Annotated in this window: 24 protein-coding genes; 17 read left to right on the top strand and 7 right to left on the bottom strand. The window is 58.2% G+C overall.

The genetic code is table 11. The annotated features are described in order from the left end of the window. Positions 1-115 precede the first annotated feature (115 nt). On the top strand, positions 116-1,990 hold the full coding sequence (gene uvrC, locus BLU89_RS11780; RefSeq protein ID WP_074737034.1) for an excinuclease ABC subunit UvrC: 1,875 nt from the start codon (positions 116-118) through the stop codon (positions 1,988-1,990). Here uvrC and BLU89_RS11775 read toward each other — a convergent pair. Continuing rightward, the gene (locus BLU89_RS11775; RefSeq protein WP_074737033.1) at positions 1,987-2,871 is read right to left on the bottom strand and encodes a DMT family transporter; all 885 of its coding nucleotides are present in this window, start codon (positions 2,869-2,871) and stop codon (positions 1,987-1,989) included. The two genes, uvrC and BLU89_RS11775, sit on opposite strands and share 4 nt — an antisense overlap. Positions 2,872-3,060: 189 nt before the next feature. On the opposite strand from BLU89_RS11775, the gene pgsA reads away from it, so the two are divergent. From pgsA to BLU89_RS11755, 3 genes are read left to right on the top strand one after another with little or no spacing between them, the layout of a single operon-like run. Continuing rightward, a complete protein-coding gene (gene pgsA / locus BLU89_RS11765) occupies positions 3,061-3,729 on the top strand; it encodes a CDP-diacylglycerol--glycerol-3-phosphate 3-phosphatidyltransferase (protein WP_074737031.1) in 669 nt (222 codons plus the stop codon). A 3-nt stretch (positions 3,730-3,732) separates the two neighbouring features. After that, entirely contained in the window at positions 3,733-3,978 is a 246-nt protein-coding gene (gene moaD, locus BLU89_RS11760) for a molybdopterin converting factor subunit 1 (protein WP_074737030.1), read from the top strand. A gap of 1 nt (position 3,979) precedes the next feature. Next, positions 3,980-4,423, top strand: a complete 444-nt coding sequence (locus tag BLU89_RS11755) for a molybdenum cofactor biosynthesis protein MoaE (RefSeq protein ID WP_074737029.1) — start codon at positions 3,980-3,982, stop codon at positions 4,421-4,423. 5 nt (positions 4,424-4,428) lie between these two features. Here the strand turns inward: BLU89_RS11755 and BLU89_RS11750 are convergent, their stop codons facing one another. The 3 genes from BLU89_RS11750 to ubiA form a co-directional block, all read right to left on the bottom strand. Continuing rightward, the gene (locus BLU89_RS11750; RefSeq protein ID WP_074737028.1) at positions 4,429-4,749 is read right to left on the bottom strand and encodes a hypothetical protein; all 321 of its coding nucleotides are present in this window, start codon (positions 4,747-4,749) and stop codon (positions 4,429-4,431) included. 1 nt (position 4,750) lies between these two features. After that, on the bottom strand, positions 4,751-6,655 hold the full coding sequence (locus BLU89_RS11745; protein ID WP_074737027.1) for an OmpA family protein: 1,905 nt from the start codon (positions 6,653-6,655) through the stop codon (positions 4,751-4,753). Positions 6,656-6,721: 66 nt separating this feature from the next. Beyond that, positions 6,722-7,684, bottom strand: a complete 963-nt coding sequence (gene ubiA / locus BLU89_RS11740) for a 4-hydroxybenzoate octaprenyltransferase (RefSeq protein WP_074737026.1) — start codon at positions 7,682-7,684, stop codon at positions 6,722-6,724. A 12-nt stretch (positions 7,685-7,696) separates the two neighbouring features. Here ubiA and BLU89_RS11735 point away from each other — a divergent pair, with 12 nt between their 5' ends. From BLU89_RS11735 to pheT, 8 genes are all read left to right on the top strand, one after another. After that, positions 7,697-8,422, top strand: coding sequence for a 16S rRNA (uracil(1498)-N(3))-methyltransferase (locus BLU89_RS11735; protein ID WP_074737025.1), 726 nt, complete (start codon positions 7,697-7,699; stop codon positions 8,420-8,422). Further along, positions 8,419-9,267, top strand: a complete 849-nt coding sequence (locus BLU89_RS11730; protein ID WP_074737024.1) for a GNAT family N-acetyltransferase — start codon at positions 8,419-8,421, stop codon at positions 9,265-9,267. The genes BLU89_RS11735 and BLU89_RS11730 overlap by 4 nt, the downstream gene beginning before the upstream one ends. Then, positions 9,264-9,791 (top strand): hypothetical protein, encoded by a 528-nt coding sequence (locus tag BLU89_RS11725; protein WP_074737023.1) that lies wholly within the window; start codon positions 9,264-9,266, stop codon positions 9,789-9,791. The genes BLU89_RS11730 and BLU89_RS11725 overlap by 4 nt, the downstream gene beginning before the upstream one ends. Positions 9,792-9,856: 65 nt before the next feature. Further along, positions 9,857-11,227 (top strand): glutamate--cysteine ligase, encoded by a 1,371-nt coding sequence (locus BLU89_RS11720; protein ID WP_074737022.1) that lies wholly within the window; start codon positions 9,857-9,859, stop codon positions 11,225-11,227. 70 nt (positions 11,228-11,297) lie between these two features. Next, positions 11,298-12,371 (top strand): phenylalanine--tRNA ligase subunit alpha, encoded by a 1,074-nt coding sequence (gene pheS, locus BLU89_RS11715; RefSeq protein WP_074737021.1) that lies wholly within the window; start codon positions 11,298-11,300, stop codon positions 12,369-12,371. Positions 12,372-12,424: 53 nt separating this feature from the next. Then, positions 12,425-12,964, top strand: a complete 540-nt coding sequence (locus BLU89_RS11710; RefSeq protein ID WP_143030566.1) for a hypothetical protein — start codon at positions 12,425-12,427, stop codon at positions 12,962-12,964. Positions 12,965-13,262: 298 nt separating this feature from the next. Continuing rightward, entirely contained in the window at positions 13,263-14,066 is an 804-nt protein-coding gene (locus BLU89_RS11705; protein ID WP_143030565.1) for a CE1 family esterase, read from the top strand. Positions 14,067-14,144: 78 nt separating this feature from the next. After that, positions 14,145-16,541: a phenylalanine--tRNA ligase subunit beta gene (gene pheT, locus BLU89_RS11700; protein ID WP_074737019.1), complete on the top strand. Its 2,397-nt coding sequence runs from the start codon at positions 14,145-14,147 to the stop codon at positions 16,539-16,541. 45 nt (positions 16,542-16,586) lie between these two features. On the opposite strand, the gene BLU89_RS11695 is transcribed toward pheT, so the two are convergent. Continuing rightward, entirely contained in the window at positions 16,587-17,471 is an 885-nt protein-coding gene (locus tag BLU89_RS11695; RefSeq protein WP_074737018.1) for a LysR family transcriptional regulator, read from the bottom strand. Positions 17,472-17,555: 84 nt separating this feature from the next. Between BLU89_RS11695 and BLU89_RS11690 the strand changes: the two genes are divergently transcribed. Then, a complete protein-coding gene (locus tag BLU89_RS11690; RefSeq protein ID WP_074737017.1) occupies positions 17,556-18,188 on the top strand; it encodes a class I SAM-dependent methyltransferase in 633 nt (210 codons plus the stop codon). An 84-nt stretch (positions 18,189-18,272) separates the two neighbouring features. Then, entirely contained in the window at positions 18,273-18,719 is a 447-nt protein-coding gene (locus tag BLU89_RS11685) for a YtoQ family protein (RefSeq protein ID WP_074737016.1), read from the top strand. Positions 18,720-18,773: 54 nt separating this feature from the next. On the opposite strand, the gene BLU89_RS11680 is transcribed toward BLU89_RS11685, so the two are convergent. Beyond that, positions 18,774-19,472 (bottom strand): glutathione S-transferase family protein, encoded by a 699-nt coding sequence (locus tag BLU89_RS11680; RefSeq protein ID WP_074737015.1) that lies wholly within the window; start codon positions 19,470-19,472, stop codon positions 18,774-18,776. A gap of 221 nt (positions 19,473-19,693) precedes the next feature. Here BLU89_RS11680 and BLU89_RS11675 point away from each other — a divergent pair, with 221 nt between their 5' ends. Continuing rightward, positions 19,694-20,500 carry a mechanosensitive ion channel family protein gene (locus tag BLU89_RS11675; RefSeq protein WP_074737014.1) on the top strand — a complete coding sequence of 269 codons (807 nt, stop codon included), beginning with the start codon at positions 19,694-19,696 and terminating at the stop codon, positions 20,498-20,500. Positions 20,501-20,690: 190 nt separating this feature from the next. On the opposite strand, the gene ald is transcribed toward BLU89_RS11675, so the two are convergent. Continuing rightward, on the bottom strand, positions 20,691-21,809 hold the full coding sequence (gene ald, locus BLU89_RS11670; protein WP_074737013.1) for an alanine dehydrogenase: 1,119 nt from the start codon (positions 21,807-21,809) through the stop codon (positions 20,691-20,693). A gap of 135 nt (positions 21,810-21,944) precedes the next feature. Between ald and BLU89_RS11665 the strand changes: the two genes are divergently transcribed. Together BLU89_RS11665 and ppk2 are read left to right on the top strand one after the other, a co-directional pair. Beyond that, the gene (locus BLU89_RS11665; protein ID WP_039540625.1) at positions 21,945-22,403 is read left to right on the top strand and encodes an Lrp/AsnC family transcriptional regulator; all 459 of its coding nucleotides are present in this window, start codon (positions 21,945-21,947) and stop codon (positions 22,401-22,403) included. Positions 22,404-22,510: 107 nt separating this feature from the next. Next, on the top strand, positions 22,511-23,482 hold the full coding sequence (ppk2, locus tag BLU89_RS11660) for a polyphosphate kinase 2 (protein WP_425441410.1): 972 nt from the start codon (positions 22,511-22,513) through the stop codon (positions 23,480-23,482). Positions 23,483-23,508 lie beyond the last annotated feature (26 nt).

Below are 23,508 nucleotides of genomic sequence, written 5' to 3'. Positions count from 1 at the left end.
CCGCCATGCGTCAAAAGTTATCTGCACAGTTATCCACAGAAATCGTGGATTTGTTTTCTCTTGATCTGAGGGGCACAAGATTGCAGCCATGGTCAGAGAATCATATCTCAGTCCCATGACCGCCAGCACCGAACCAAACTCATCGACACAATCCACCGGATACGCCTGTGTCCAGCGTTATGTAAAAACGCTGGACAATTCGCCCGGCGTATATCGGATGCTGGATGGGGACAGCCGGGTTCTGTATGTGGGCAAGGCACGTAACCTCAAGGCGCGGGTGTCCAACTATGCGCGCCCCGGCCATTCGGGGCGGATCGAACGCATGATCGCCGCAACTGCCTCGATGATGTTCCTGACCACGCGGACCGAAACCGAGGCGTTATTGCTTGAGCAGAACCTGATCAAGCAGCTCAAGCCCAAGTACAATGTTCTGCTGCGTGACGACAAAAGCTTTCCAAACATTCTGGTTGCCAAGGATCATGCCTTTCCGCAGATCAAAAAGCATCGCGGCGCTAAGAAAGAAAAGGGCGCCTATTTCGGCCCATTCGCCAGCGCGGGTGCGGTGAATCGGACGCTGAACCAATTGCAGAAAGCATTCTTGCTGAGGAATTGTTCGGATTCGATGTTCGACGGCCGAACACGGCCCTGTCTGCTCTATCAAATCAAGCGTTGCTCCGGGCCGTGTGTCGGTTTGATTTCCGAGGCGGACTACTGCGAAAGCGTTAAGGATGCCGAACGGTTCCTGTCAGGCCGATCCACCAAGGTGCAGGAAGATCTGGCAGCGCAGATGATGGCCGCGTCTGAGGCGATGGAGTTCGAGCGCGCCGCCGGTCTGCGCGATCGTATCCGGGCGCTGACGCAGGTGCAGACCTCGCAGGGCATCAATCCCCGCAGCGTGGCCGAGGCGGATGTGATCGGTCTTTATATGGATAGTGGGCAGGCCTGCGTGCAGGTGTTCTTCATCCGGGCCAACCAGAACTGGGGGAACAAGGACTTCTTTCCACGGGTGGGGCCTGATGTGTCCCCGGCCGAGGTGATGGAGGCGTTCCTGGGCCAATTCTACGACAACAAGGAACCACCCCGACAATTGATCCTGTCTGATGCGATCGAAAATGCTGATCTGATGCAACAGGCGCTGTCGGAAAAGGCCGGGCGCAAGGTGGAAATCCTGGTGCCCCAGCGTGGGGAAAAGCAGGAACTGATTGCAGGCGCCTTGCGCAATGCACGTGAATCGCTGGCCCGGCGGATGTCAGAAAGCGCCACACAGGCCAAGCTGCTGCGCGGCGTGGCAGAGGCCTTCGATCTGGAGAATCCGCCAACCCGGATCGAGGTCTATGACAATTCACATATTCAGGGCACCAACGCGGTGGGCGGTATGATCGTCGCGGGCCCCGAAGGGTTCATGAAGAATGCTTATCGCAAGTTCAACATCCGGGGAGGCGACCTGACCCCCGGCGATGATTTCGGCATGATGAAAGAGGTCCTGAGCCGCCGCTTTACTCGCTTGCAAAAGGAAGACCCTGATCGTGTTATAGGCCTGTGGCCGGATCTGCTGTTGATCGATGGTGGGGCCGGGCAGGTGAGTGCAGTGCATGAGATCATGCTGGCCCACGGGGTCGAGGATATCCCGATGGTTGGTGTCGCCAAAGGTGTGGATCGCGACCACGGCAAGGAAGAGTTCCACCGCGTCGGCCAGCGCCCCTTCGCGTTAAAACGTAACGACCCGGTGCTGTACTTCATCCAGCGTCTGCGGGATGAAGCGCACCGTTTTGCCATCGGCACCCATCGCGCCAAGCGCGCTAAAGCGGTTGGCGCAACTCCGCTAGATGAAATCCCGGGGGTCGGGGCCGCGCGCAAACGGGCCTTGTTGGCTCATTTTGGCAGCGCCAAGGCCGTGAGCCGCGCCAATCTCGCAGACCTGAAAGCTGTCGAGGGGATTTCAGCCGGGTTGGCGCAGAAGGTCTATGACTTCTTTCACGACAAGAGCTAGGCCATCCGCCCCCGCCAGAGGATATAAAGCCCCGAGGCCACGATCAATGCGCTGCCGATCCACATGGTCTGATCCAGTTGCTCTCCGAACAGGAAAACGCCAAGCCCGATTCCGAACAGCAGTCTGGAATAGCGAAACGGCGTCACTGACGAAACTTCACCCGTCCGCATGGCCTTCATCAGGGAGGTATAAGCCAATGTCCCAAGGACGACAGCAGCGGCGATCAGCATAACGCTCTGGGTGGTCAGCGCCGCCATTGGCGCACCTTCCCATGATCGGTACAATAATCCCGCAACGATGATTGACAGAAAGCCGTAAAACCCAAGCACGTCGCTGCCCAATGTCGCCGGTGCCGCACGGCTGGCCAGATCGCGACCCGCAAATCCCAACATTCCCAGCACGGCCAGAATAGACAGCGCTGAAAAGCTCTGACCCGTAGGGCGAATGATGATGACCACACCGATCAATCCGATCAGAATCGCGCTCCAGCGTCGCCAACCGACAGTTTCGCCAAAGAACAGCGCCGCTCCGGCGACCACGACCAGCGGCGTGGCTTGCAGAATTACAGTCGCTGATGACAGCGGGGTCAGGGCGATCGCAACCAGATAGAACATTCGCCCGAATACTTCGAAAACCACACGGACCTTCATCGGACGGGACAGGACGTCGGGGTGAAACAAGCGCCCGCCGCGCAAGGCTACGACAGAGGCAAAGATCACCGCGCCGCCTGTGCCGAACAAAATCAATACCTGCCAAACGGGCAAAGCGGCAGAGGCGCCTTTCAGCAATGCATCCTCAAGCGCGAACAAGGCCATGGCAGCGATCATCCAACCGCTGCCGACGAGGTTCGACCGGGAATCTGTGTGAATGTTCGTTGTCATGTCTGTGCTGGCGCTTTCTGACTGGGCCGCTCGACAATCTGAAGGCAAAGCCTGCCGGCGCCAAGACGTATCTGGTTGCGGGGTTGCGATTGCGACGCTTTGACCCGAAGCGCACCAAATGCCCGTATCCGGTCAGTTTTTTGCGACCCCGCCTTTTCTGTCCCGGACGGGCGATGTAGGGTCCGGGCCATGAACTGGAACCTGCCGAATATACTGACCGTTCTGCGCCTTGTGGCTGCACCCGGTCTTGCCGTGATGTTTCTGTATTTCACGCGACCCTACGCGGATTGGTTTGCGCTGATCCTGTTTCTGTCTGCGGCCATAACTGATTGGTTCGACGGCTATCTGGCACGGGCTTGGTCGCAAGAAACCAAGATCGGTGCCATGCTGGACCCGATCGCGGACAAGGCGATGGTGGTGATCGCGCTCATGATTCTGGTCGGGTACTCGGCCGAGCACTGGACGCCCTGGCTGGTGCTGCCTGCCACCGTGATCCTGTTTCGCGAAGTTTTTGTGTCGGGCCTGCGGGAATATCTGGGCGATGTGGCCGGCACTTTGAAAGTGACGAAGCTGGCCAAGTGGAAAACCACGGCGCAGATGGTCGCGATCGCGGTCCTGTTCTCGCAGGGGATATTTGAACATTACTTCGTGATGGCTACGTTTGGCATGGATGCCACGACAATTGATCAGGTACTGACGGGTCAGGTGGAAGATCTGAACCACATGCGTTGGCAACTTGAAGGCATGTTCTGGTCGGGCCGTATCGGGCTGTGGCTGCTCTGGATCGCAGCCACACTGACATTGATCACCGGCTATGACTATCTGCGGAAAGCCATGCCTCATTTGAAGGAGAGCTAACGGATGGATGTGCTGTATTTTGCCTGGGTCCGCGAACGCATCGGCCTGCCGAAAGAAAAGGTTGAGACGCAAGCAGCAACCGTCTCTGATCTGGTCGCAGAACTGAGTGCGCGTGAGGATCGCTATGCTGCGGCATTCGCCGATCTGTCCGCCCTGCGCGTCGCGCTGGATCAGGAGCTTTCGGACTTTGACGCTCCGTTGGTGGGGGTGCGCGAGGTTGCGTTTTTTCCGCCCATGACCGGTGGCTAAAATGCGTATCCTGGTGCAGGAGGCTCCGTTCGATCTGGGTGCCGAGGCAAATGCGTTTGCCGCAGGTGATGGTGCAAATGGCGCCATCGTGACCTTCACCGGTGTCGTGCGCGACCTGACAACCGGCGATCTGGACGTCATGGAGATCGAACACTATCCCGGCATGACCGAACGTGCGCTGACCAAGATTGCGCAAGAAGCAATGGATCGCTGGGCGTTGGGGGACGTTCTGGTGATCCACCGCCACGGGCGCCTTGCTGCGGGTGATCGGATCATGATGGTTGCCACCGCTGCACCCCATCGCAAGGACGCGTTTGAGGCGGCGGAGTATCTGATGGACTACCTCAAATCCCGCGCGCCGTTCTGGAAGAAAGAAATCACCAAATCCGGCGAGGAATGGGTCGCGGCCAAGGACGAGGACGAGGACGCGCTGACTCGGTGGTAGGTCAATCAGTCGGCGTTGTTGATCCGACCGCGCAATTCCTCGGCTTCCTGCCGCGCTGCGCGTAATCCATCCATTGCCGCATTCAGTTCAGCCTCGGTCTGCGTTAGCTGATTGGTCAGCTCTGCTTCGCGCTGTTGCAGATAGGTGATCGCCTGATCACGGGTTTCCTCGGCCTCGTGCAACTCCTGACTCATCCGATCCAGATCAGCCACGTCGCTTTGACGGACGCGGGACAGACGATGAGCCAGCCAGTTGGCAAACCAGCCCATGCAGAATGCTGCGAACAGGATGATTGCGGTGGCGATTACGAATTCGATTCTGTTCACTTTACTGGTCCTCTGTGCCCGCATCTGGGGCATCGGCGTTCGGTGTTTCTGTTTCTGCTTCCAAGGCCTCAAGCCCGGTCTCGGTATTGGCCGTTGGTTCAGGCCGGATCAGGTGAAAGTCGATCCTGCGGTTTTCTTCGCGACCTTCCTCGGTTTCATTGTTTGCGATGGGTTGTGTTTCACCGTAGCCGACGGCTGAAAAGCTCGAGGTCGGCACGCGCCGACCGCGCAGCTCGTTCAGAATCGACTGCGCGCGCGCTTGGCTGAGCTGCTGGTTCATCTCCTCGCGGCCCTGACTGTCGGTATGGCCCTGAATCTCTAACCGGATTGGGCCGCATTCACGCAGGATGTCGGCGATCTGGTTCAGCGCCTCGCGCGAATCGGAGGCCACGGTTGCTGATCCAGGCTCGAATGCAATTTTGCCGCTTTTCTGAATTTCGGCGATCCGCTCTTCGCAGACCTCCGGATCAGGGGAGGCATCCTGGGGTGCAGGGGGGTCTACATAGGTGATCGACAGGCTGAATTCCTGCGCATCCCCCAGCTTGTCCGACAGCAGCCCGGCAATCCGTGCCTTTGCTTCAGGGTCATGACTGATGCCCGTCAGCGAAACGTCGTCCGGAGTGACCGTCAATGCACCGTTGTGCAGATGTGCCAAAGCATCCAGCCCGGCCAGAACACGCACCGGCCAATCGGCAGGTAGGTCCTGAACCACCCGAGTGGCGGTGTAGACCTGTGCTGAGCCAAAGGCAGCGCGGGCGAAACTGTCGGTCATATCGCGCAGGGTTTCGTCACTTACCCGGCCACGCAGTTGCACCAGACCCTCGGGGCTGAGCGTGGCGCTGAATTCGACGGGTCCTGCAGCGTCATCCGGTTCCGCTTCGGGCAGAACGGCATGCAGGACAAATACATCGGGAAGAGAGTTCTCTAACTCTCCTACGATGCGATCGAACAGCAATGGGTTTGCATCCTGAGCAGCGACCAAAGTTATGTCGGCATCCGACATGGTGATCGACCCCTGCCCAAGTTCGGACAGCGCGCGGATGCTCAGCTGAGCCGCGTTGGGCCAGCGGGGCGAAGGGACGCCCAGCCCGATCGTGCAGGAATAGGGTCCGGTCAGACCAGCCTCGCGCGCGGATGCAATGATGAGATCGCGGGCCTCTTCGCTCTGGGCCGAACATGCGTCGAACTGGCCGCCATCCTCGTTTATCAGATAGCGCAGGGTAAACGGAGTGATCACCGGGCGGGGCGCCGAGATTGAAAGACCGATTCGCAGGCCCGGCGGTGCGGCGCGGCTCAGGCGCTGCTCCAACCGGTCCTTTTCCTGCTGGCTGTCCGCGATGGCCGTGATGCGCACCAACCCCGGGCTGGCCGAAATCTTGGCGCGCGGCAGGTCAAACAGTGCCTTGATCGCATAGTCGATGGCCTGATCCCAGCCCTTGGGTTTGGGGTAGTCGGCGCTTTCCATCAGGTCCGATACGGGTGAGTCCCGATCAAGCCGTTGCAGTCTGTCCTTCAGGTCTTCACGATCCAGGCTAGCGGGCACCAGCCCGATGATTGAAATGCCGCTGTCATTGCGCAAAATCTCGGCTGAAAAGCGCGGCGGGGTCAGGTCGGCTGTTGGGGCGACCTCCATCTCGTCGATCACGCGCGAGGTGTCGACTTCGGTCCCCGCGGCGGTAAGGGCGTTGAACCGAGTGGCCTCATCGGGTGCGATGCCGGTCAGGACAACGCGCAGCCCGTCGGATTCGACCTCGGCCCAATCGTGCCCTTTCAGATTCAGTGCCCGCCGCACTGCCAATTCTGAGGCATCTTCGATCTTGCTGACGGAAAACCCTGCGGCCACCAGCGACAACACGGCAGAGACTGCAAAAATCAACGCAACGGCGATGGGGTAGGGCAGGCGCATGGGCGGGATCGAGACTCCTCGGGCGGTTGGTTCCGGACTCATACAGAGCCCGGCTCAGAGGTGCAATCAGAGCAACAGGGCGACGCAAAGGAAGATCAGCGGAATCAGGCCGGTGTCCCGGTTGGCGCGGAAAAGCTGCAGCAATTTGGTGTTGTCCTCGGTGTCCAGTCCGCGCAGTTGCCAGGTCATGTGCCAGCCCATTGCCCAGGGTCCGCCAAGGGCAACGACCAAAGCGAGAACTGAAGCTTCGGGCAATGCAGCATCGACAATCGCAAAACCCATCAGACTGACCGTGCCAACCAGAAAATACTTGAGCCACCGGGCCGTATCGGTACCAAACAGCCGGGCAGTGGATTTGATGCCGATCAGTTCGTCATCCTCGGCGTCCTGATGGGCATAGATGGTGTCATAGAACAGCGTCCAGGCAATCCCTGACAGGTAGAGAGTTATCGCAGGCCATCCCACGGTGCCGGTATGGGCTGTCCAGGCCAGCAACGCACCCCAGTTGAAGGCCAACCCAAGAAATGCCTGCGGCCACCATGTGAAACGTTTTGCAAACGGATAGATCGTAACCGGCAACAGCGACAGGACCCCCATTGCGATGGCGGCGCGATTGAATGTCAGGAGAATCACCAATGCCAACAGGCATTGCAGCACCATCCAGAACACGGCCTGACGCACGCTGACCTGACCGGATGGAATCGGGCGCGACCGGGTGCGCTCAACTTTTCCGTCAAACTCACGATCTGTGATGTCGTTCCAGGTACATCCGGCGCCGCGCATCAGGAACGCACCGATGGCGCAGCCAATTGCGATCCAAAGATCCTCCCACCGGGGCGTGCCATCGCTGAGCATAGCCAGTGCCAGGCCCCACCAGCAGGGAATCAGCAGCAGCCATGTGCCAATGGGTCGATCAGCCCGGCTGAGCCGCAGGTAGGGGCGGGCAAAGGCAGGCGCGTAAGTGTCGACCCAGTTGCCGCTTACGGCATCGGCGACTTGACCGTCTGGTGTTGGGGCATTGCCTTGCATATGTAAGGTCTCATGAATGCGAAGATCAGACTGTATGTAGAGCACCCTTTGGGTTCGGGGCAATCGGTTCCTTTGACGCGTGAGCAGGCGCATTATCTGTTTGGTGTCATGCGCCTCTCGGTTGGGGGGCGTATCGCTCTGTTCAATGGCAGCGATGGCGAATGGATTGCCGAGGTGGCTGAGGCAGGCAAGCGGGGCGGTGCTCTGTCCTGCGTTGTGCAATCGAAGCCCTTGCAGCTACCGCCTGATCTGTGGCTGCTTTTTGCTCCGATCAAAAAGGCCCGTACCGATTTCATCGTTGAAAAAGCAGCCGAAATGGGCGCGGCGCGGATCATGCCTGTCCAGACCGAGTTCACGAATTCCGAACGTATCCGGCAGGATCGCCTGCAGGCCCATGCGGTCGAAGCGGCGGAGCAATGCGGCGGCACCTTTGTGCCCGAAGTCACCGATCTGCAGCGTCTGGATCGCGTTCTTGCCGCTTGGCCCGAATATCGCCAGTTAATGTTCTGTGACGAGGCTGAGGTTGGTGCAGCACTGAAGTTGGCCGAGAACGAGAAGGGTCGGCCTTGGGCGATTCTGATTGGCCCGGAAGGCGGGTTTTCCGAGCCGGAGCGCAAGCGTCTGAAAGCCTTACCCTATGCTCATGTGGTCAGTCTCGGGCCGCGTGTACTGCGTGCCGATACGGCTGCGGTTGCCGCGATGACAATGTGGCAGCAGGCGCTGGGGGACTGGTTGTGACGTGGCGACCGGCTACGCAGTCAGACCTGCCGCAGATCGACGCGTTTTTGTTCTGGCACATTCAGACTTCGATGTTTCCATTGGCCAATCTGCGCGACTATGGCTTGTGCGGCAACGATCTGCGGGCGTTGAATGTCTGGGTATTGGGTGACAGGCCGCGCGCTGTCTTTTCCATCACAAACGAGGGCATGGTGTTGCCGCAATGCCCGCAATGTTCCGACGAAGAGCTCAGGGATGCGATTGCGCTCATCCAGGGGCGCGCACTGTTTGGCATTGCCGCCGAGGCCACTCAGGCCCGCCGGATCATGCATCTTGCGGGTTGGGAGGATCGGCCGGCCACCCTGAACAGCGACGAGCCGGGGTTCTCGCTGTCGTTGGACCATCTTCAAGTACCGGATCTACCCGGGGCACAGCTGGTGCCACTTGCCGATGCCGACCGCTCGGTAACCGAAGGGTGGCGGGAAAGTTATCTGATCGAAGCCATGGATTTCGATCCGGCCCGTGCGCAGCATCAGGCGGTAAAAGACGTAACGGCCTATTTTGAGCGTGGGTCACACAGAGCTCTGTTGATAGATGGTGAACCGGTCAGCATGACCGGATTCAACGCGCGCCTGCCTGATGTGGTGCAGATTGGCGGTGTTTATACGCCACCAGAATTGCGCGGGCGGGGCTATGCGCGTTTGGCCGTTGCCCTGCACTTGGCCGAGGCGCGCGCCTCTGGTGTCTCGCGCGCTGTTCTCTTTGCGGCTTCCGATGCTGCGGCACGTGCCTATATATCGATTGGGTTCAGGCCCGCAGGTCGGTATTCGCTGGTCCTGTTCACAAATCCGGAGGACGCAGCATGAGTTTCTTTCGACCCGAAGCAAAACTGGCCCTTTGGCGCTGGCGCGAAGTGATGGTGGCAGGATTTGTCCTGATCCTCGGGCTCAGTTGGATCAGCGGCCCCGGCGGTTTGCTGGGCTGGTTGGGTTGGGTGTTGGTTGCGGTGTCAGCTGCGCTGGCGATCATCGGCATACAGCGCGGGCGGTTTCGTACCGGCGCAGGTGGCCCGGGTGTTGTCACCATAGACGAAGGGCAAATAACATATCTTGGCCCCCTCGATGGCGGAATGATCGCCGCCCGTGAGATTGAGCGCCTAGCGCTCGACCCGACTTCTCGCCCGGCGCTTTGGGTTCTGGACCAGCCGGGGCAGCCGACTCTTCACATTCCGGTGAATGCAGAAGGCGCCGAGGCGCTGTTTGATGTTTTTTCCAGCCTTCCGGGATTGAAAACCGAACAAATGCTCTCGGAACTTAACAGCGGCACGGGTCATCCGGTGGTGATCTGGGAACGAACACCTTCGCGCCCGACGCATCTGCGGCTGCATTGACACTGGCGCGGTTTGCGCTCAGGACTGACCATCTAGACAGACACATCAGGATCGGAGCACGGTTCATGTCCATCCCCCAGTCCGGCGGCGGGCCGATCGAACGCCATGAGCAATTGGCCGAATATCTGGAATCGGGCTGTAAGCCCAAGGAAGATTGGCGCATCGGAACCGAGCATGAAAAGTTTGGCTACTGCAAGGATACGCTGAAACCCCTGCCGTTCGAAGGCACGCGTTCCATTGTGGCCGTGTTGGAGGGCTTGCGCGACCGTCATGGCTGGGCCGAGGTGCGCGAATCCGGGCATCTGATCGGGCTTGAGAAAGACGGGGCCAATGTCAGCCTCGAACCCGGCGGCGCGCTGGAACTTTCCGGTGCTCCGCTGGAGACGATCCATGAGACCTGCGATGAGGTGAACGTGCACCTGCGCGAGGTGAAGGATATCGCCGATGAGATCGGTGTCGGCTTCATCGGTCTGGGCGCCGCTCCGATCTGGACCCATGACGAGATGCCGTTGATGCCAAAAGGCCGCTATCGGCTGATGAACGACTATATGGAAAAGGTCGGCACCATGGGCCGCGCAATGATGCGGCGCACCTGCACGGTTCAGGTCAATATCGACTTTGGGTCCGAGGCCGACATGGTGCAGAAACTGCGCGTCGCTCTGGCTCTGCAACCTGTCGCCACGGCGCTGTTCGCGAATTCCCCGTTCCTCGAGGGCAAGGTCAACGGTCAGAAAAGCTGGCGCAGCTATATCTGGCGGCATCTGGATGATGCGCGCACGGGTATGCTGCCCTTCGTGTTCGATGAAGGCTTCGGGTTCGAAGCATATGTGCAATACGCGCTCGATGTGCCGATGTATTTTGTTTACCGCAACGGTGAGTACATCAACGCGCTGGGCATGTCGTTCCGCGACTTCCTGCAAGGCAAGCTGCCTGCGTTGCCCGGTGAAACACCTACCCTATCCGATTGGGCCGATCACCTGACCACAGCCTTCCCCGAAGCGCGGATCAAGAAATTCATGGAAATGCGCGGTGCCGATGGTGGCCCTTGGCGCCGCCTGTGCGCGCTGCCCGCCTTTTGGGTCGGTCTGACTTATGACCAAACCGCACTGGATGCCGCTTGGGATCTGGTCAAGGGCTGGGATGCCGAGACACGCGAAGCGCTGCGGGTCGAGGCTGCCAAGGATGGCCTGCAAGCGCAGGTTGGCAACCTCAATATGCATGATTTGGCGCGTGAAGTGGTCTCGATTGCCGAGGCCGGTCTAGCGTCCCGCGCACGTCCCGGCGCTGGTGGTCTGGTGCAGGATGAGACGCATTTCCTGAATGCGCTCAAGGACAGTATCGATACGGGCAAGATTCCGGCGGATGAGTTGCTGGATCACTACAATGGTGACTGGAATGGCGACTTGACCCGGATTTATCCCGAATACAGCTATTGATCCCGACCGTCCTGCTTGCATTCGCGGGGCGGGGCCGATAGCAGGTTGGCGACCAAATTCAGAGGGCGTCATGGACGATCTTAAGGCAAAATATCTGGGGCAGATCGCTGAAGCGGGCGACGAAAATGCGCTTGAGGCGATCCGCGTCTCTGCCGTCGGTAAAAAGGGCGAGGTCGCGCTGAAGATGCGCGAGTTGGGCAAGATGACCCCCGAGGAACGTCAAGTCGCGGGCCCCGCGCTGAATGCCCTGAAGGATGAAATCAACTCGGCGCTTTCCGCCAAGAAAGCAGCCCTTGCCGATGTCGCGCTGGATGAGCGTTTGCGCACTGAATGGCTGGACGTCACCCTGCCAACGCGCCCGCGTCGTCAAGGCTCGATCCACCCGGTCAGCCAGGCGACCGAGGAACTGACCGCGATCTTTGCCGAACTGGGATTCTCCGTCGCTGAAGGGCCTCGGATCGAAACCGACTGGCACAACTTTGACGCTCTGAACATTCCCGGCCACCACCCGGCGCGGGCCGAGATGGACACGTTCTATATGCACCGTGCCGAGGGCGACGAGCGCCCGCCGCATGTGCTGCGCACCCATACTTCGCCCGTTCAGATCCGCTCGATGGAGAAACAGGGCGCGCCGATCCGTATCATTTGTCCGGGCGGCGTCTACCGCGCCGATTATGACCAGACCCACACGCCGATGTTCCATCAGGTCGAAGGGCTGGCCATCGACAAGGACATCTCGATGGCGAACCTGAAATGGGTTCTGGAAGAGTTTGTGAAAGCGTTCTTCGAAGTCGACGATGTCGAACTGCGATTCCGCGCCTCGCACTTCCCGTTCACTGAGCCATCGGCCGAGGTCGATATCCGCTGTTCCTGGGATAACGGTCAGCTGAAGATCGGCGAGGGCGACGACTGGATGGAGATTCTGGGCTCGGGCATGGTCCACCCCAAGGTGATCGCCGCCGGTGGGATTGACCCGGATGTCTATCAGGGCTTTGCCTTTGGCATCGGCATCGACCGTCTGGCGATGTTGAAATACGGCATTCCGGATTTGCGGGCGTTCTTTGACAGCGATCTGCGCTGGCTGCGGCACTATGGGTTTGCGGCGTTGGATATGCCGAACCTGCATGGTGGTTTGTCGCGGTGACTATAACCTCTTCGGAAATTTTCGAAGGGGTTAATGCTGTTGCGCAGCTCGGAATGGCTGTGGTGGTGGGGCTTGGAGTCTGGATCGCATATAAGCAGCTCCATTCCTGGAAAGATCAAGTCGCGTATCAAAAGCGTTCGGAAGCTGCGGAGAACCTGTTATCCAAAGCCATCTATGTGTCCGATGAAATTCGGGCCTTGCGATCTCCTTACGACCAGATTCCCATAGATAAGGTGGATGACAAGACGTTCGCATTGGAACGTCGCTATAATCGCTTCGTTGAAAAGAATGATTTATTTGAAAATTTGCGAAAAGCTCAGGTTAAAGCTGAAGCTGTCTTGGGAAACGACGAAGTTGGCAAGAAAATCGACGTTCTGTTCCAAGTCAGAAATGAAGTGTTAACGGCTATTGATATGCTCATTTCTGAAGCTCAATCACCATCAACAGGTCCGCGAGATAGAACATTTGAGCAAGAGTTGCGGTGGACGGTTCACGGTACATACTCAGAAAAATATGATCCGCTCGGTATGAGGCAGTTGGAGACCCTGGGCGAACTAAAACAATTACTGAGAAGTGAGATTTCACCCAACTAAGCGCGGAGCAAAGGCCGATAGGCCGCCGCGCTATCGCAAGACCGCTCGTACGGGCTGGCGATTTGTATCCGTAAGCGCCACGCTTGAACGGCACACGGATTTGGCTGGCATAAAGTGACCAGCACAGACCTTTGATCGCCATCCCTCGGTCTGGCGACAACGCGGCTTGTTGAGTTGATCAGACGGGCGCCGGGTGTAGGGTGGGCTTCAGCCCACCATCCGCCGGGTGCCGGGCTGAAGCCCGGCCTACACCAATAAGTTACGTGACAGTGCGGCGCAGGTCGCTAGGCTCCGGCCTATGATCTATCGACTGCTTTTTCTTCTGATGATTGCGACTCCGGCCCTTGCGATGGGGCCGTGGAAATCTGACTGCCACGGCGATACCGCCTGCGAAATCGGTGACCGCTCGTACCATGTGCTGGAACCGGAGGGTTGGGATGGCGAAACGCCTCTGCCTGTGCTCCTGCATTTCCACGGCTGGGCGCGGCAGGGCGATGTGGTGGTGAACCATGAACGCATCGCCGGGGCGACTAAACTGCGCAATGTGCTGTTGGTGGCCCCGAACGGGTTGGGCAAAAGCTGGAACTTCTGGACCGCTGACACCGCAGACGTGCCGTTCGCTGATCGAGTGCTACAGGACGTGGCCAAACGCTATCCCATTGATCCTGAGCGTATCTATGTCTCGGGCTATTCTTATGGCGGCGCGATGGCGTGGCGCTTTGTTTGCCAGTCGGGCAATGACATCGCGGCGCTGCTGGCTGTTGCGGGATCAATCCGCCAGACCGAGGATTGCCCGGAAGCCCCGCGCGAGGTGCGGCACGTGCATGGGCTGGACGATACGGTGATGGATTTTCCCATCGGCCCGGATGGGGATGCGACTTATCCTGTGGCACTGTGGAAAACCAAGTTCAACTGTAACGGTGCAACCCCGCGCGGAGATTGGAGTGTGAAGCCATTCCTGACGCTCAGCCGTGTGGAATGGACCGATTGTGCGCAGGGGCAGGTTGTGCTGGATACGCATCCGGGCGGCCATTTCATCCCCCATGGCTGGATCGGGCGGCAGTTGGATGAACTTTTGGGCCGCACACCTACCTATCCGTGATGCGCAGAGCTTGCACCTCGGTCCATTCTTTGCCATTGCCTGTGCCGACTGGATGTTTGCCGAAAAAGGCCCGCTGCAATGAAATTCACTCTTTCCTGGCTGAAAGACCACCTCGACACCGACGCTTCGGTTGAGGAAATCGCTGAGACCCTGACCGATCTCGGGCTCGAGGTCGAAGAGATCATCAATCCGGCGGACCGGTTGGCGGATTTTACGTTGGGCCAAGTGAAACACGCGGAAAAGCATCCCGATGCCGACAAGCTGCGTGTCTGTACGGTTGAGACCGACGAGGGCGATCTGCAGATCATCTGTGGTGCTCCTAATGCCCGCGAAGGGATCACCGTGGTGGTCTGCAAGCCGGGTATGTATATCCCGGGTCTGGACCTGACAATCAGCGTCGGCAAGATCCGCGGCGTCGAAAGCTTTGGCATGATGGCATCGGAACGCGAGCTGGAACTGTCTGACGAGCATGACGGCATTATCGAGCTGCCCTCGGGTGAAGTGGGCGACCGGTTCGTGGACTGGCTGGCCGAGAATGAACCCTCAAAGGTTGACCCGATGATCGAGATTGCGATCACGCCGAACCGTCCGGATGCGTTGGGCGTCGCAGGGATTGCGCGCGATCTGGCGGCGCGCGGATTGGGCACATTGAAGGTTCGTGATTATGTACCTGTGCCGGGAGATTTCGAAAGCCCGATTAAGGTGACGATTGACGAGGACACGCTGGACGGTGCGCCGCACTTCACTGGGCGTCTGATCAAAGGCGTCAAGAATGGCCCAAGCCCGCAATGGCTGCAGGATCAGTTGAAGGCGATTGGTCTGCGTCCGATCTCGGCCTTGGTGGATATCACCAACTATATGACCTTCGATCACAACCGCCCGCTGCACGTCTTTGATGCGGACAAGGTGCAGGGTAACCTGCGGGTCCATCGTGCGAAGGGCGGCGAAAAGCTCGTTGCACTGGACGAAAAGGAATACACCCTGCAGCCCGGCATGATGGTGATTTCGGACGACAAAGGGCCAGAATCCATCGCTGGCATAATGGGTGGCGAAGAGACCGGTTGTACCGAAGAGACGGTGAACGTCTTCCTCGAAAGCGCGTTCTGGGATCATGTGCAGATTGCTCTGACCGGGCGTGCTTTGAAAATCAATTCGGACGCGCGGTATCGGTTCGAACGCGGTGTTGATCCGGAATACACTCTGGAAGGATTGGAGCACGCGACGCAGATGATCCTGGATATCTGTGGTGGCGAAGCCTCGAATGTGGTTGAGGCGGGCAAAGCGCCGAACCATTCGCGCGCATACAAGCTGGATGCGGCTCGGGTGCAGTCTCTGGTCGGGATGGATATCCCAGAAAGCGAACAGCGGCAAACCCTGACCCGTCTGGGCTTTCGTCTGGATGGTGAGATGGCGCATGTCCCTAGTTGGCGCCCGGACATCATGGGTGAGGCCGATCTGGTGGAAGAAGTCGCCCGGATCGCATCCCTGACGAAGCTGCAGGGTATCCCTCTGCCGCGCACGACGGCGGGTATCCCCAAGCCAGTCATGACGCCGACACAGCGCCGCCAGTCGATGGCGCGTCGCACCTGTGCAGCGCTGGGATACAATGAATGCGTTTCCTATACCTTCATTGATCAGGCGTCAGCGGCTTTGTTCGGTGGCGGTGACGAAGCCACACAGCTGGAAAACCCGATCTCATCCGAGATGAGCCATATGCGCCCCGATCTGCTGCCCGGTCTACTGCAGGCGGCGGCGCGCAATCAGGCGCGGGGTTATGCTGATTTGGCTTTGTTTGAGGTCGGTCCGGTGTTCAACGATGGCGAGCCGGGGGATCAGCAGACGCAGATCACCGGCCTGTTGGTGGGTCGCAGTGGTCCCAAGGATGTGCATGGCGCATCCCGCCCGGTAGACCTGTTCGACGCGAAGGTCGACGCTGAGGCGGTATTGGCTGCCATCGGTGCGCCCGCCAAGGTTCAGATTCTACGTGGTGGCGATGCCTGGTGGCACCCCGGTCGGCACGGCAAAATTTGCCTGGGTCCCAAAAAGGTTCTGGGTGTCTTTGGCGAATTGCACCCGCGCGTGTTGCAGGCGATTGATATCAAGGGCCCGGCGATGGCATTCACTATCTGGCCTGATCAGGTGCCTTTGCCACGTAAGTCGGGGGCAACCCGTTCGGCACTGGAATTGCGTGACCTGCAAGCGGTTGAACGGGACTTTGCCTTCGTCGTCGATGCCGATGTTGAGGCTCTGACGCTGGTGAATGCAGCGGCGGGTGCTGACAAGGCGCTGATCGAGGATGTACGCGTTTTTGACGAATTCATCGGCGGCACCGTAGGTGAGGGTAAGAAATCGCTGGCCATCACGGTTCGTCTGCAGCCCTCGGATCAGACGCTGAAAGAAAAAGACATCGAGGTTGTGGCTGAAAAGATCATCGCCAAGGTCACCAAAGCGACTGGTGGCACGCTGCGCGGATAGCACCTGTTCACAGGTATCTGAACAACGCGCCTGTGGGCGCGTTGTTCATTTCGACAGAAACGCGGCCAACAGATCAAAAACCAAGCGAATGCGCCGACTGGTATGTAGCTCTCGATGCGTTGTAAGCCAGATCGGGAATGTGATCGGCTCCATTTCGGGTATCACACGTTCGACACCAGGTGTGGCATCCCCAACAACCTGAGACATGGGGGCGATTCCAAAGCCTTGCTTTGCGTATTCCCAGGCGACAATTCCGTTTTGCGAACCAAGACGGAAATTTTCATCAGACAGGTTAATGCATAGCGGTTTCAGGTAGGCGATCATCTGGGCGGTGTCGCCGAAGCTGATGAACTCGTGCTGGGAAAGCTCGCCTTTGCAAGTAGGGCGTCCCGCGCGGTTCAGGTATTCGGTAGTGGCGTAAAAATGCCCTGAAGCTTCCTGTACAAGCTTTGCGATGAGATCGGGCTGGTCCGGGCGCACATGCCGGATTGCGATATCCGCCTCGCGCCGCATCAGATCACGGATGTCGTTCGAGGCGATCACATCGATCCGCAGGCGTGGGGCCTGTGTGCGGATCTCACGCAACAGGTCCGGCAGGATGTAGGCGGCCATCACGTCACTGGCCGTGATGCGAACGCTCCCCTCTATCGATTGTGCCTGTCCTGATGCAGCAAGCGAAATGCGGTTGGCGGCCTCACCCATTGTCCGTGTGTGATCCAGCAATTCGACACCGGCTTGGGTGATTTCCAGTGATCGTCCGACGCGCTCGAACAGCATTACACCCAGATCGGCCTCAAGCGCCGCAATCTGACGGCTGAGGGTGGGTTGCGTTTGTCCCAACTGACGCGCTGCGGCAGACAATGAGCCTGTTTCAGCCGTGGTGAGAAATGCCCTGATATGATTCCAGTCAAAATCACTGAGATAAGTCATGCAAATATGTATAAGAAGATTGCAAAAATTGGCAATTCCTATTCGATCTGCGCATGACTAGGGTTCGCGGCAAAGGAGACCCCTATGACGACCGCAGTAAAATTTTGGGATGGCGTGGCTGCAAAATATGCACGCTCGCCCATCAAGGATATGGCCTCGTATGAGCAGACGCTTGAACGTACCGCGTCTTATCTGAAGAAAACGGATGATGTGCTGGAACTTGGTTGCGGCACCGGGATGACCGCATTGCGCCTGTCAGAGTTCGCCGAGTCAATCACGGCAACTGATGTTTCTCAGGCCATGTTGGAGGTCGGGCGAAAACATGCTGCCCAGCAGGACGTCACGAATGTCACTTTTGTTCAGGCCGCGGCAAATACGCCTCCGACCGGGCCATTTGATGTGGCGTTGGCATTTAATCTGCTGCATCTGCTTGAAGATCTCGAAGGGGGGCTCAGGCAGATAAACTCGGCTCTGAAGCCGGGCGGCCTGTTCATCTCAAAGACCTTTTGTGCCCCGTCGCGCGGTGCAAGCCTGCGATTCCGGGCCATTCGACTTGTGCTTCCGGTCATGCAGTTTCTGGGAAAGGCCCCATATGTGCGTTTCCTGTCCCAACCTGAACTGGACCGCGTAGTTCAACAGGCAGGGTTTGAGCTTGTGGAACAGGACAGATTTCCCGCCAATGATGCCCGCCGGTTTCTGGTTGCACGCAAGATTTGACAAACGCGGCAAATTGCGAATTTTCCGATTGGGCTTTGCTCGATTGGGCCTTAACTTGCCTCTCAGTCAACTACGGAGGGTGCAATGGATCTGAAGGTATATCTCTCAGGTGAAATCCACACTGACTGGCGCGAGCAGATTATCGACGGGGCACAAGGAATGGATGTGACATTCAGTAGCCCGGTCATTGATCACGCGGCTTCGGACGATTGTGGCGTTGCGATTTTGGGCGCCGAGCCAAACAAGTACTGGCACGATCACAAGGGTGCCATGGTCAACGCGATCAGGACGCGTAAGGGGATTTCGGACGCGGATGTCGTGGTCGTGCGCTTTGGTGACAAATACAAACAGTGGAATGCAGCCTTTGATGCCGGCTATGCTGCGGCATTGGGGAAATCAATCATCGTTCTGCATGGACCGGATCATCAACATGCGTTGAAAGAGGTGGATGCTGCAGCCCTTGCCGTGGCGGAAGAGCCCGCTCAGGTGGTTGAGATCTTGCGCTATGTTCTGACCGGTGCATTGTCGTGAAAAACAGACGATCGGTGGCGTTGTGTTTCAACATCGCCACCTGTGGGTGTTGGCCTAGTCCCGTGACGGCGTGTTCAGGCCCTTTTGCACGGCAGGCCGGTCGAGGAACCGGTCGAGATAGCCGGTGACATTGCTGTAGCTGTCCCAACCGATAACATCCTTAACGCCATAATAATCCAGCCCACGCAGCCAAGGCGCGATGGCGATATCGGCGATCGAGTAGTCTCCGGCAATCCAATCCTGCCCGTCCAGCTGCGTGTTCAAAACACTCAACAGCCTTTTCGCCTCCGATGCGTATCGTTCGCGCGGGCGCGGGTCTTCAATCTCGCTGCCCGCGAATTTGTGAAAATACCCCAACTGACCAAACATCGGCCCGATACCCCCCATCTGAAACATGACCCATTGGGTGACCCGATGCTTGTCGGCTTTGCTCTGTCCCAGAAGTTTGCCGCTTTTCTCAGCCAGATACAGCAGGATAGCGCCGCTTTCAAACAAGGCCAGCGGAGCATTGTCAGGCCCATTGGGGTCGATGATCGCCGGAATCTTGTTATTGGGGTTCAGTGAAAGAAACTCGGGGCTTTTGACATCTGCATCCGCCAGGGTCACCCGGTGTGCCTCGTAGGGCAGGCCTGTTTCTTCCAGCATGATCGACGCTTTGACGCCGTTGGGCGTGGGGAAAGAGTACAGCTGAATCCGCTCTGGAAACTGCGGGGACCATTTGTTCATGATTGGGAATTGGGATGTGTCCAGCATGGTGGGCTCCTGTAATCGCATGTGTCGCTGCCAATCTTGCAATTTGTGGCGCTGATGTCAGGTGTTTGACTGTGCGTGATCGGTCAGCGGCTGTTTGCTGGGGAACAGCAGGGGGAAAACTTGGGAATCCCGCACCTAGACCTGAGCGCAAAATTAGCCCAAAGTTTTCGACAACCCCGCGCCAAAGGCGCGGGTTTGCTGTTGGTACAAAGGAGAAACGCGTGGAAGATATCACAACACAGGTGGGCGCATTTGGTCCGCTGATCATGAGCGCGGTCAAAGCGTTGATCGTTCTGGTTCTGGGTTGGATAGTGGCCGGGGCCATCGCGGGTCTGGTACGCCGCCGGATCAATGCAACGCCGCATATCGACCCGACATTGGGGAACTTCGTTGCCAGTCTGGTCAAATGGGTCATCCTGGCGATGGTCGTGGTGGCCATACTGGGGATTTTCGGGATCGAGGCGACCAGTGTTGTTGCGATTCTGGGTGCCGCGTCGCTGGCCATCGGTCTGGCTTTGCAGGGGACACTCAGCGATCTGGCTGCCGGGGTGATGCTGGTTGTTTTCCGGCCGTACAAACTGGGCCAGTATGTCGATATCGGGGGCACGTCCGGCACAGTGAAAGATCTGAATCTGTTCACGACAGAGCTGGTCACACCGGACAATGTTCAGATTATCGTTCCGAACGGTCAGGCTTGGGGCTCGGTTATTACCAACTATTCCGCCCATGACACGCGCCGGGTTGATCTAGTGTTTGGCATTGATTACGGCGACAGCGCGGATGAGGCGATGGGAATCATCCTGGATGTGGCCAAATCCGACAACAGGGTTATGGCTGATCCCGAGCCTTGGGTGCGCGTGACAAATCTGGGTGACAGCTCGGTTGATCTGACGGCGCGCCTATGGTGCGCGGCTGCCGATTATTGGGATGTGAAATTCGAGCTCACCAAGTCGATCAAAGAGGCATTTGACGCCAAGGGTGTATCGATTCCCTATCCGCATTCGGTGGAAATCCACAAAGAGGGCTAGTTCCTCCCGCCCGTCGATCGGGCATTGAAAATGCACTCCTCCGGTTGGGCCAAGCGCCGCGCAGATTGCGCGGCGCCTGTGATTCTTGCAGCGCCGCCATTCAGTGCCACCGCGCCGCGCCTTTGGCGCGGCGCTCGGCCCAACACTGTAAAGCGCACTCGTCAGAATGCGCCTTCAGAGGCGGGAGCAATTACGAGTTTACGATCTCGGTCGGAGAGACAACGTCGATACCCAGTGCAACGCCAACAGCGTCATAGGTCAATTGACCTGCGTGTACGTTGAGACCGGCCAGAAGATGTGGATCATCGGCACATGCCTGTTTCCAGCCTTTGCTGGCCAGCGACAGCATGAACGGCAATGTGGCATTGCCCAACGCGATCGTCGAAGTGCGTGCCACGGCACCGGGCATGTTGGCGACGCAGTAGTGCATGACGCCATCTACTTCGTAGATCGGATCGGCATGGGTGGTTGCTTTCGAGGTCTCGAAACAGCCGCCTTGGTCGATGGCCACGTCCACCAGAACCGCGCCGGGCTTCATGGTTGAGAGTTGCTCACGCGTGATCAGCTTGGGGGCAGCAGCACCGGGAATCAGAACCGCACCGATGACCATGTCAGCATCCTGGATCAGCTCGGCTGTTGCACCTGCTGTCGAGTACTGGCTTTTGAAGGTGCCACCGAACACGTCGTCCAGATAGCGCAGACGCGGCAGCGAACGGTCCAGAACAGTGACATCCGCGCCCATTCCCGCTGCGATCTTGGCCGCATGGGTGCCAACGACGCCACCGCCGATGACGATCACCTTGGCCGGTCCAACACCCGGGACACCGCCCATCAGAACACCGCGGCCACCGTTGGCTTTTTGCAAAGTCCAGGAACCAACCTGCGGCGCCAGACGACCGGCAACCTCTGACATCGGTGCCAGCAGGGGCAGGCCCCCATTCGCATCGGTTACAGTTTCGTAGGCAATCGCGGTACAGCCGGATGCCAACAGGTCATGTGTCTGGTCTGGATCGGGTGCCAGATGCAGGTAGGTGAACAACAGCTGCCCTTCGCGCAGCATCTTGCGTTCAACGGCCTGCGGTTCCTTGACCTTTACGATCATGTCAGCGGTGGCAAAAACTTCTTCTGCGGTATCAACGATGCGCGCACCTGCGGCGACATAGGCGTCATTGTCAAAGCCCGAGCCCATCCCGGCACCGGTTTCGATGATAACCTCGTGACCGCGGGCCACAGCTTCGCCAGCAGCGTTCGGGGTCATCCCGACGCGAAACTCCTGGGGTTTGATTTCCTTGGGGCAGCCGATTTTCATGTGAGACTCCATTTATGAACTGCCTAAATTATGGGCACAATGCGGCGCAATTTTTGTGAAACCCCACTTGCTAATCAGGGAAACTGTGGGAAAAAATTCTAGAAATTAACTCTGATACGCAATAGATGTGCGCATATGACGATTGATGCAACAGATCGGAAGATTCTGGCCGCCCTGCAGCGCAAAGGGCGGATGTCCAATTCGGAACTGTCCGAACAGGCGAACCTGTCGCCTTCGGCCTGTCATCGGCGTGTGCAGCGACTTGAGGCCGAGGGTTATATCAAGGACTACGTTGCGCTGCTGGATGCGCGGAAAATGAATGTTCCGACGACCGTGTTTGTCGAAATCACTTTGCAAGGTCAGGCAGAAGAAGTGCTGGAGGCATTTGAGAAGGCCGTCGCGCGGATACCGGATGTGCTTGAATGCCACCTGATGGCGGGTACGGCGGATTATATTCTGAAGGTCGTCGCAGAAAACACCGAAGATTTTGCCCGCATCCATCGGCAATACCTGTCGCGTCTGCCAGGTGTAGCGCAGATGCAAAGTTCATTCGCTCTGCGTACGGTTTTCAAAACCACCGCTTTGCCGGTTTGATGCGGTCCCGAAAACGACTGGTCTGCTGCTTGTAACTTGTGCGCGTGCGGGTCAAACTCCATGCTCCAGACTTTGTGTGCGACCCCAGCAATACGCGCTGACACCCGATGGTTACACAAGCCCTGTACGGTCCGAACCCGGTGAATGAGAAGGAGCAGACTTTGGCTTACGAAAATGACAGCACCCCCAAAGACTGGCTGGAAGCCGAACTGGAAGACACGCTGGATGAGGATTTCGAAATCGAGTTCAGCGAGCCCATGCTCTCGATGGAGGTGCGCAAGATCTACAAAGATCAGCATCCCGACATGCTGGATCGCAAGGTCTATTTTCGCAATCTGTTGCGCCTGCAGGCCGAGCTTATCAGGGTTCAGGACTGGGTGGTGCATACCGGAGCCAAGGTCTGCATCCTGTTCGAAGGGCGTGACAGCGCTGGCAAGGGTGGGGTGATCAAGCGGATCACGCAGCGCCTGAACCCTCGCGTTGCGCGGGTGGTGGCTCTGCCTGCGCCCAGCCGTCGGGAACAAAGCCAGTGGTACTTTCAGCGCTATGTGCCGCATCTGCCCGCGGCTGGCGAAATCGTGCTGTTCGACCGATCCTGGTACAATCGCGCCGGTGTTGAACGGGTGATGGGGTTTGCCAACGAAGATCAGGTGGAACAGTTCTTTCAGGACGTTCCCGAATTTGAACGGATGCTGGTGCGATCGGGGATCATCCTGCTGAAATACTGGTTCTCGATTACTGACGAAGAACAACAGCTACGATTCCTGATGCGTATTCACGATCCGATGAAGCAGTGGAAGCTGTCGCCGATGGATCTGGAATCCCGCATCCGCTGGGAGGCCTACACCAAGGCCAAGGAGGACATGTTCTTTCGCACCAATATATCTGAGGCACCTTGGTACATCGTCGAGGGCAATGACAAGAAACGTGAACGGCTCAATTGTATCGAGCATCTGCTGACCAGAATCCCTTATGAGGACGTGCCGCAGGAAAAGGTGAACCTGCCGGACCGGCGCTACAATCCCGAATATGAGCGGCGAATTCTGCCCGATGATCTCTACGTGCCCAAAGTGTATTGACCGGGGAATATGGTGCGGGGAAATTA

Source organism: Ruegeria halocynthiae, from assembly GCF_900106805.1.
Classification (GTDB): domain Bacteria; phylum Pseudomonadota; class Alphaproteobacteria; order Rhodobacterales; family Rhodobacteraceae; genus Ruegeria; species Ruegeria halocynthiae.
Note: the sequence above shows the minus strand (reverse complement) of the source record. Positions and strands in the feature narration are given on the sequence as shown.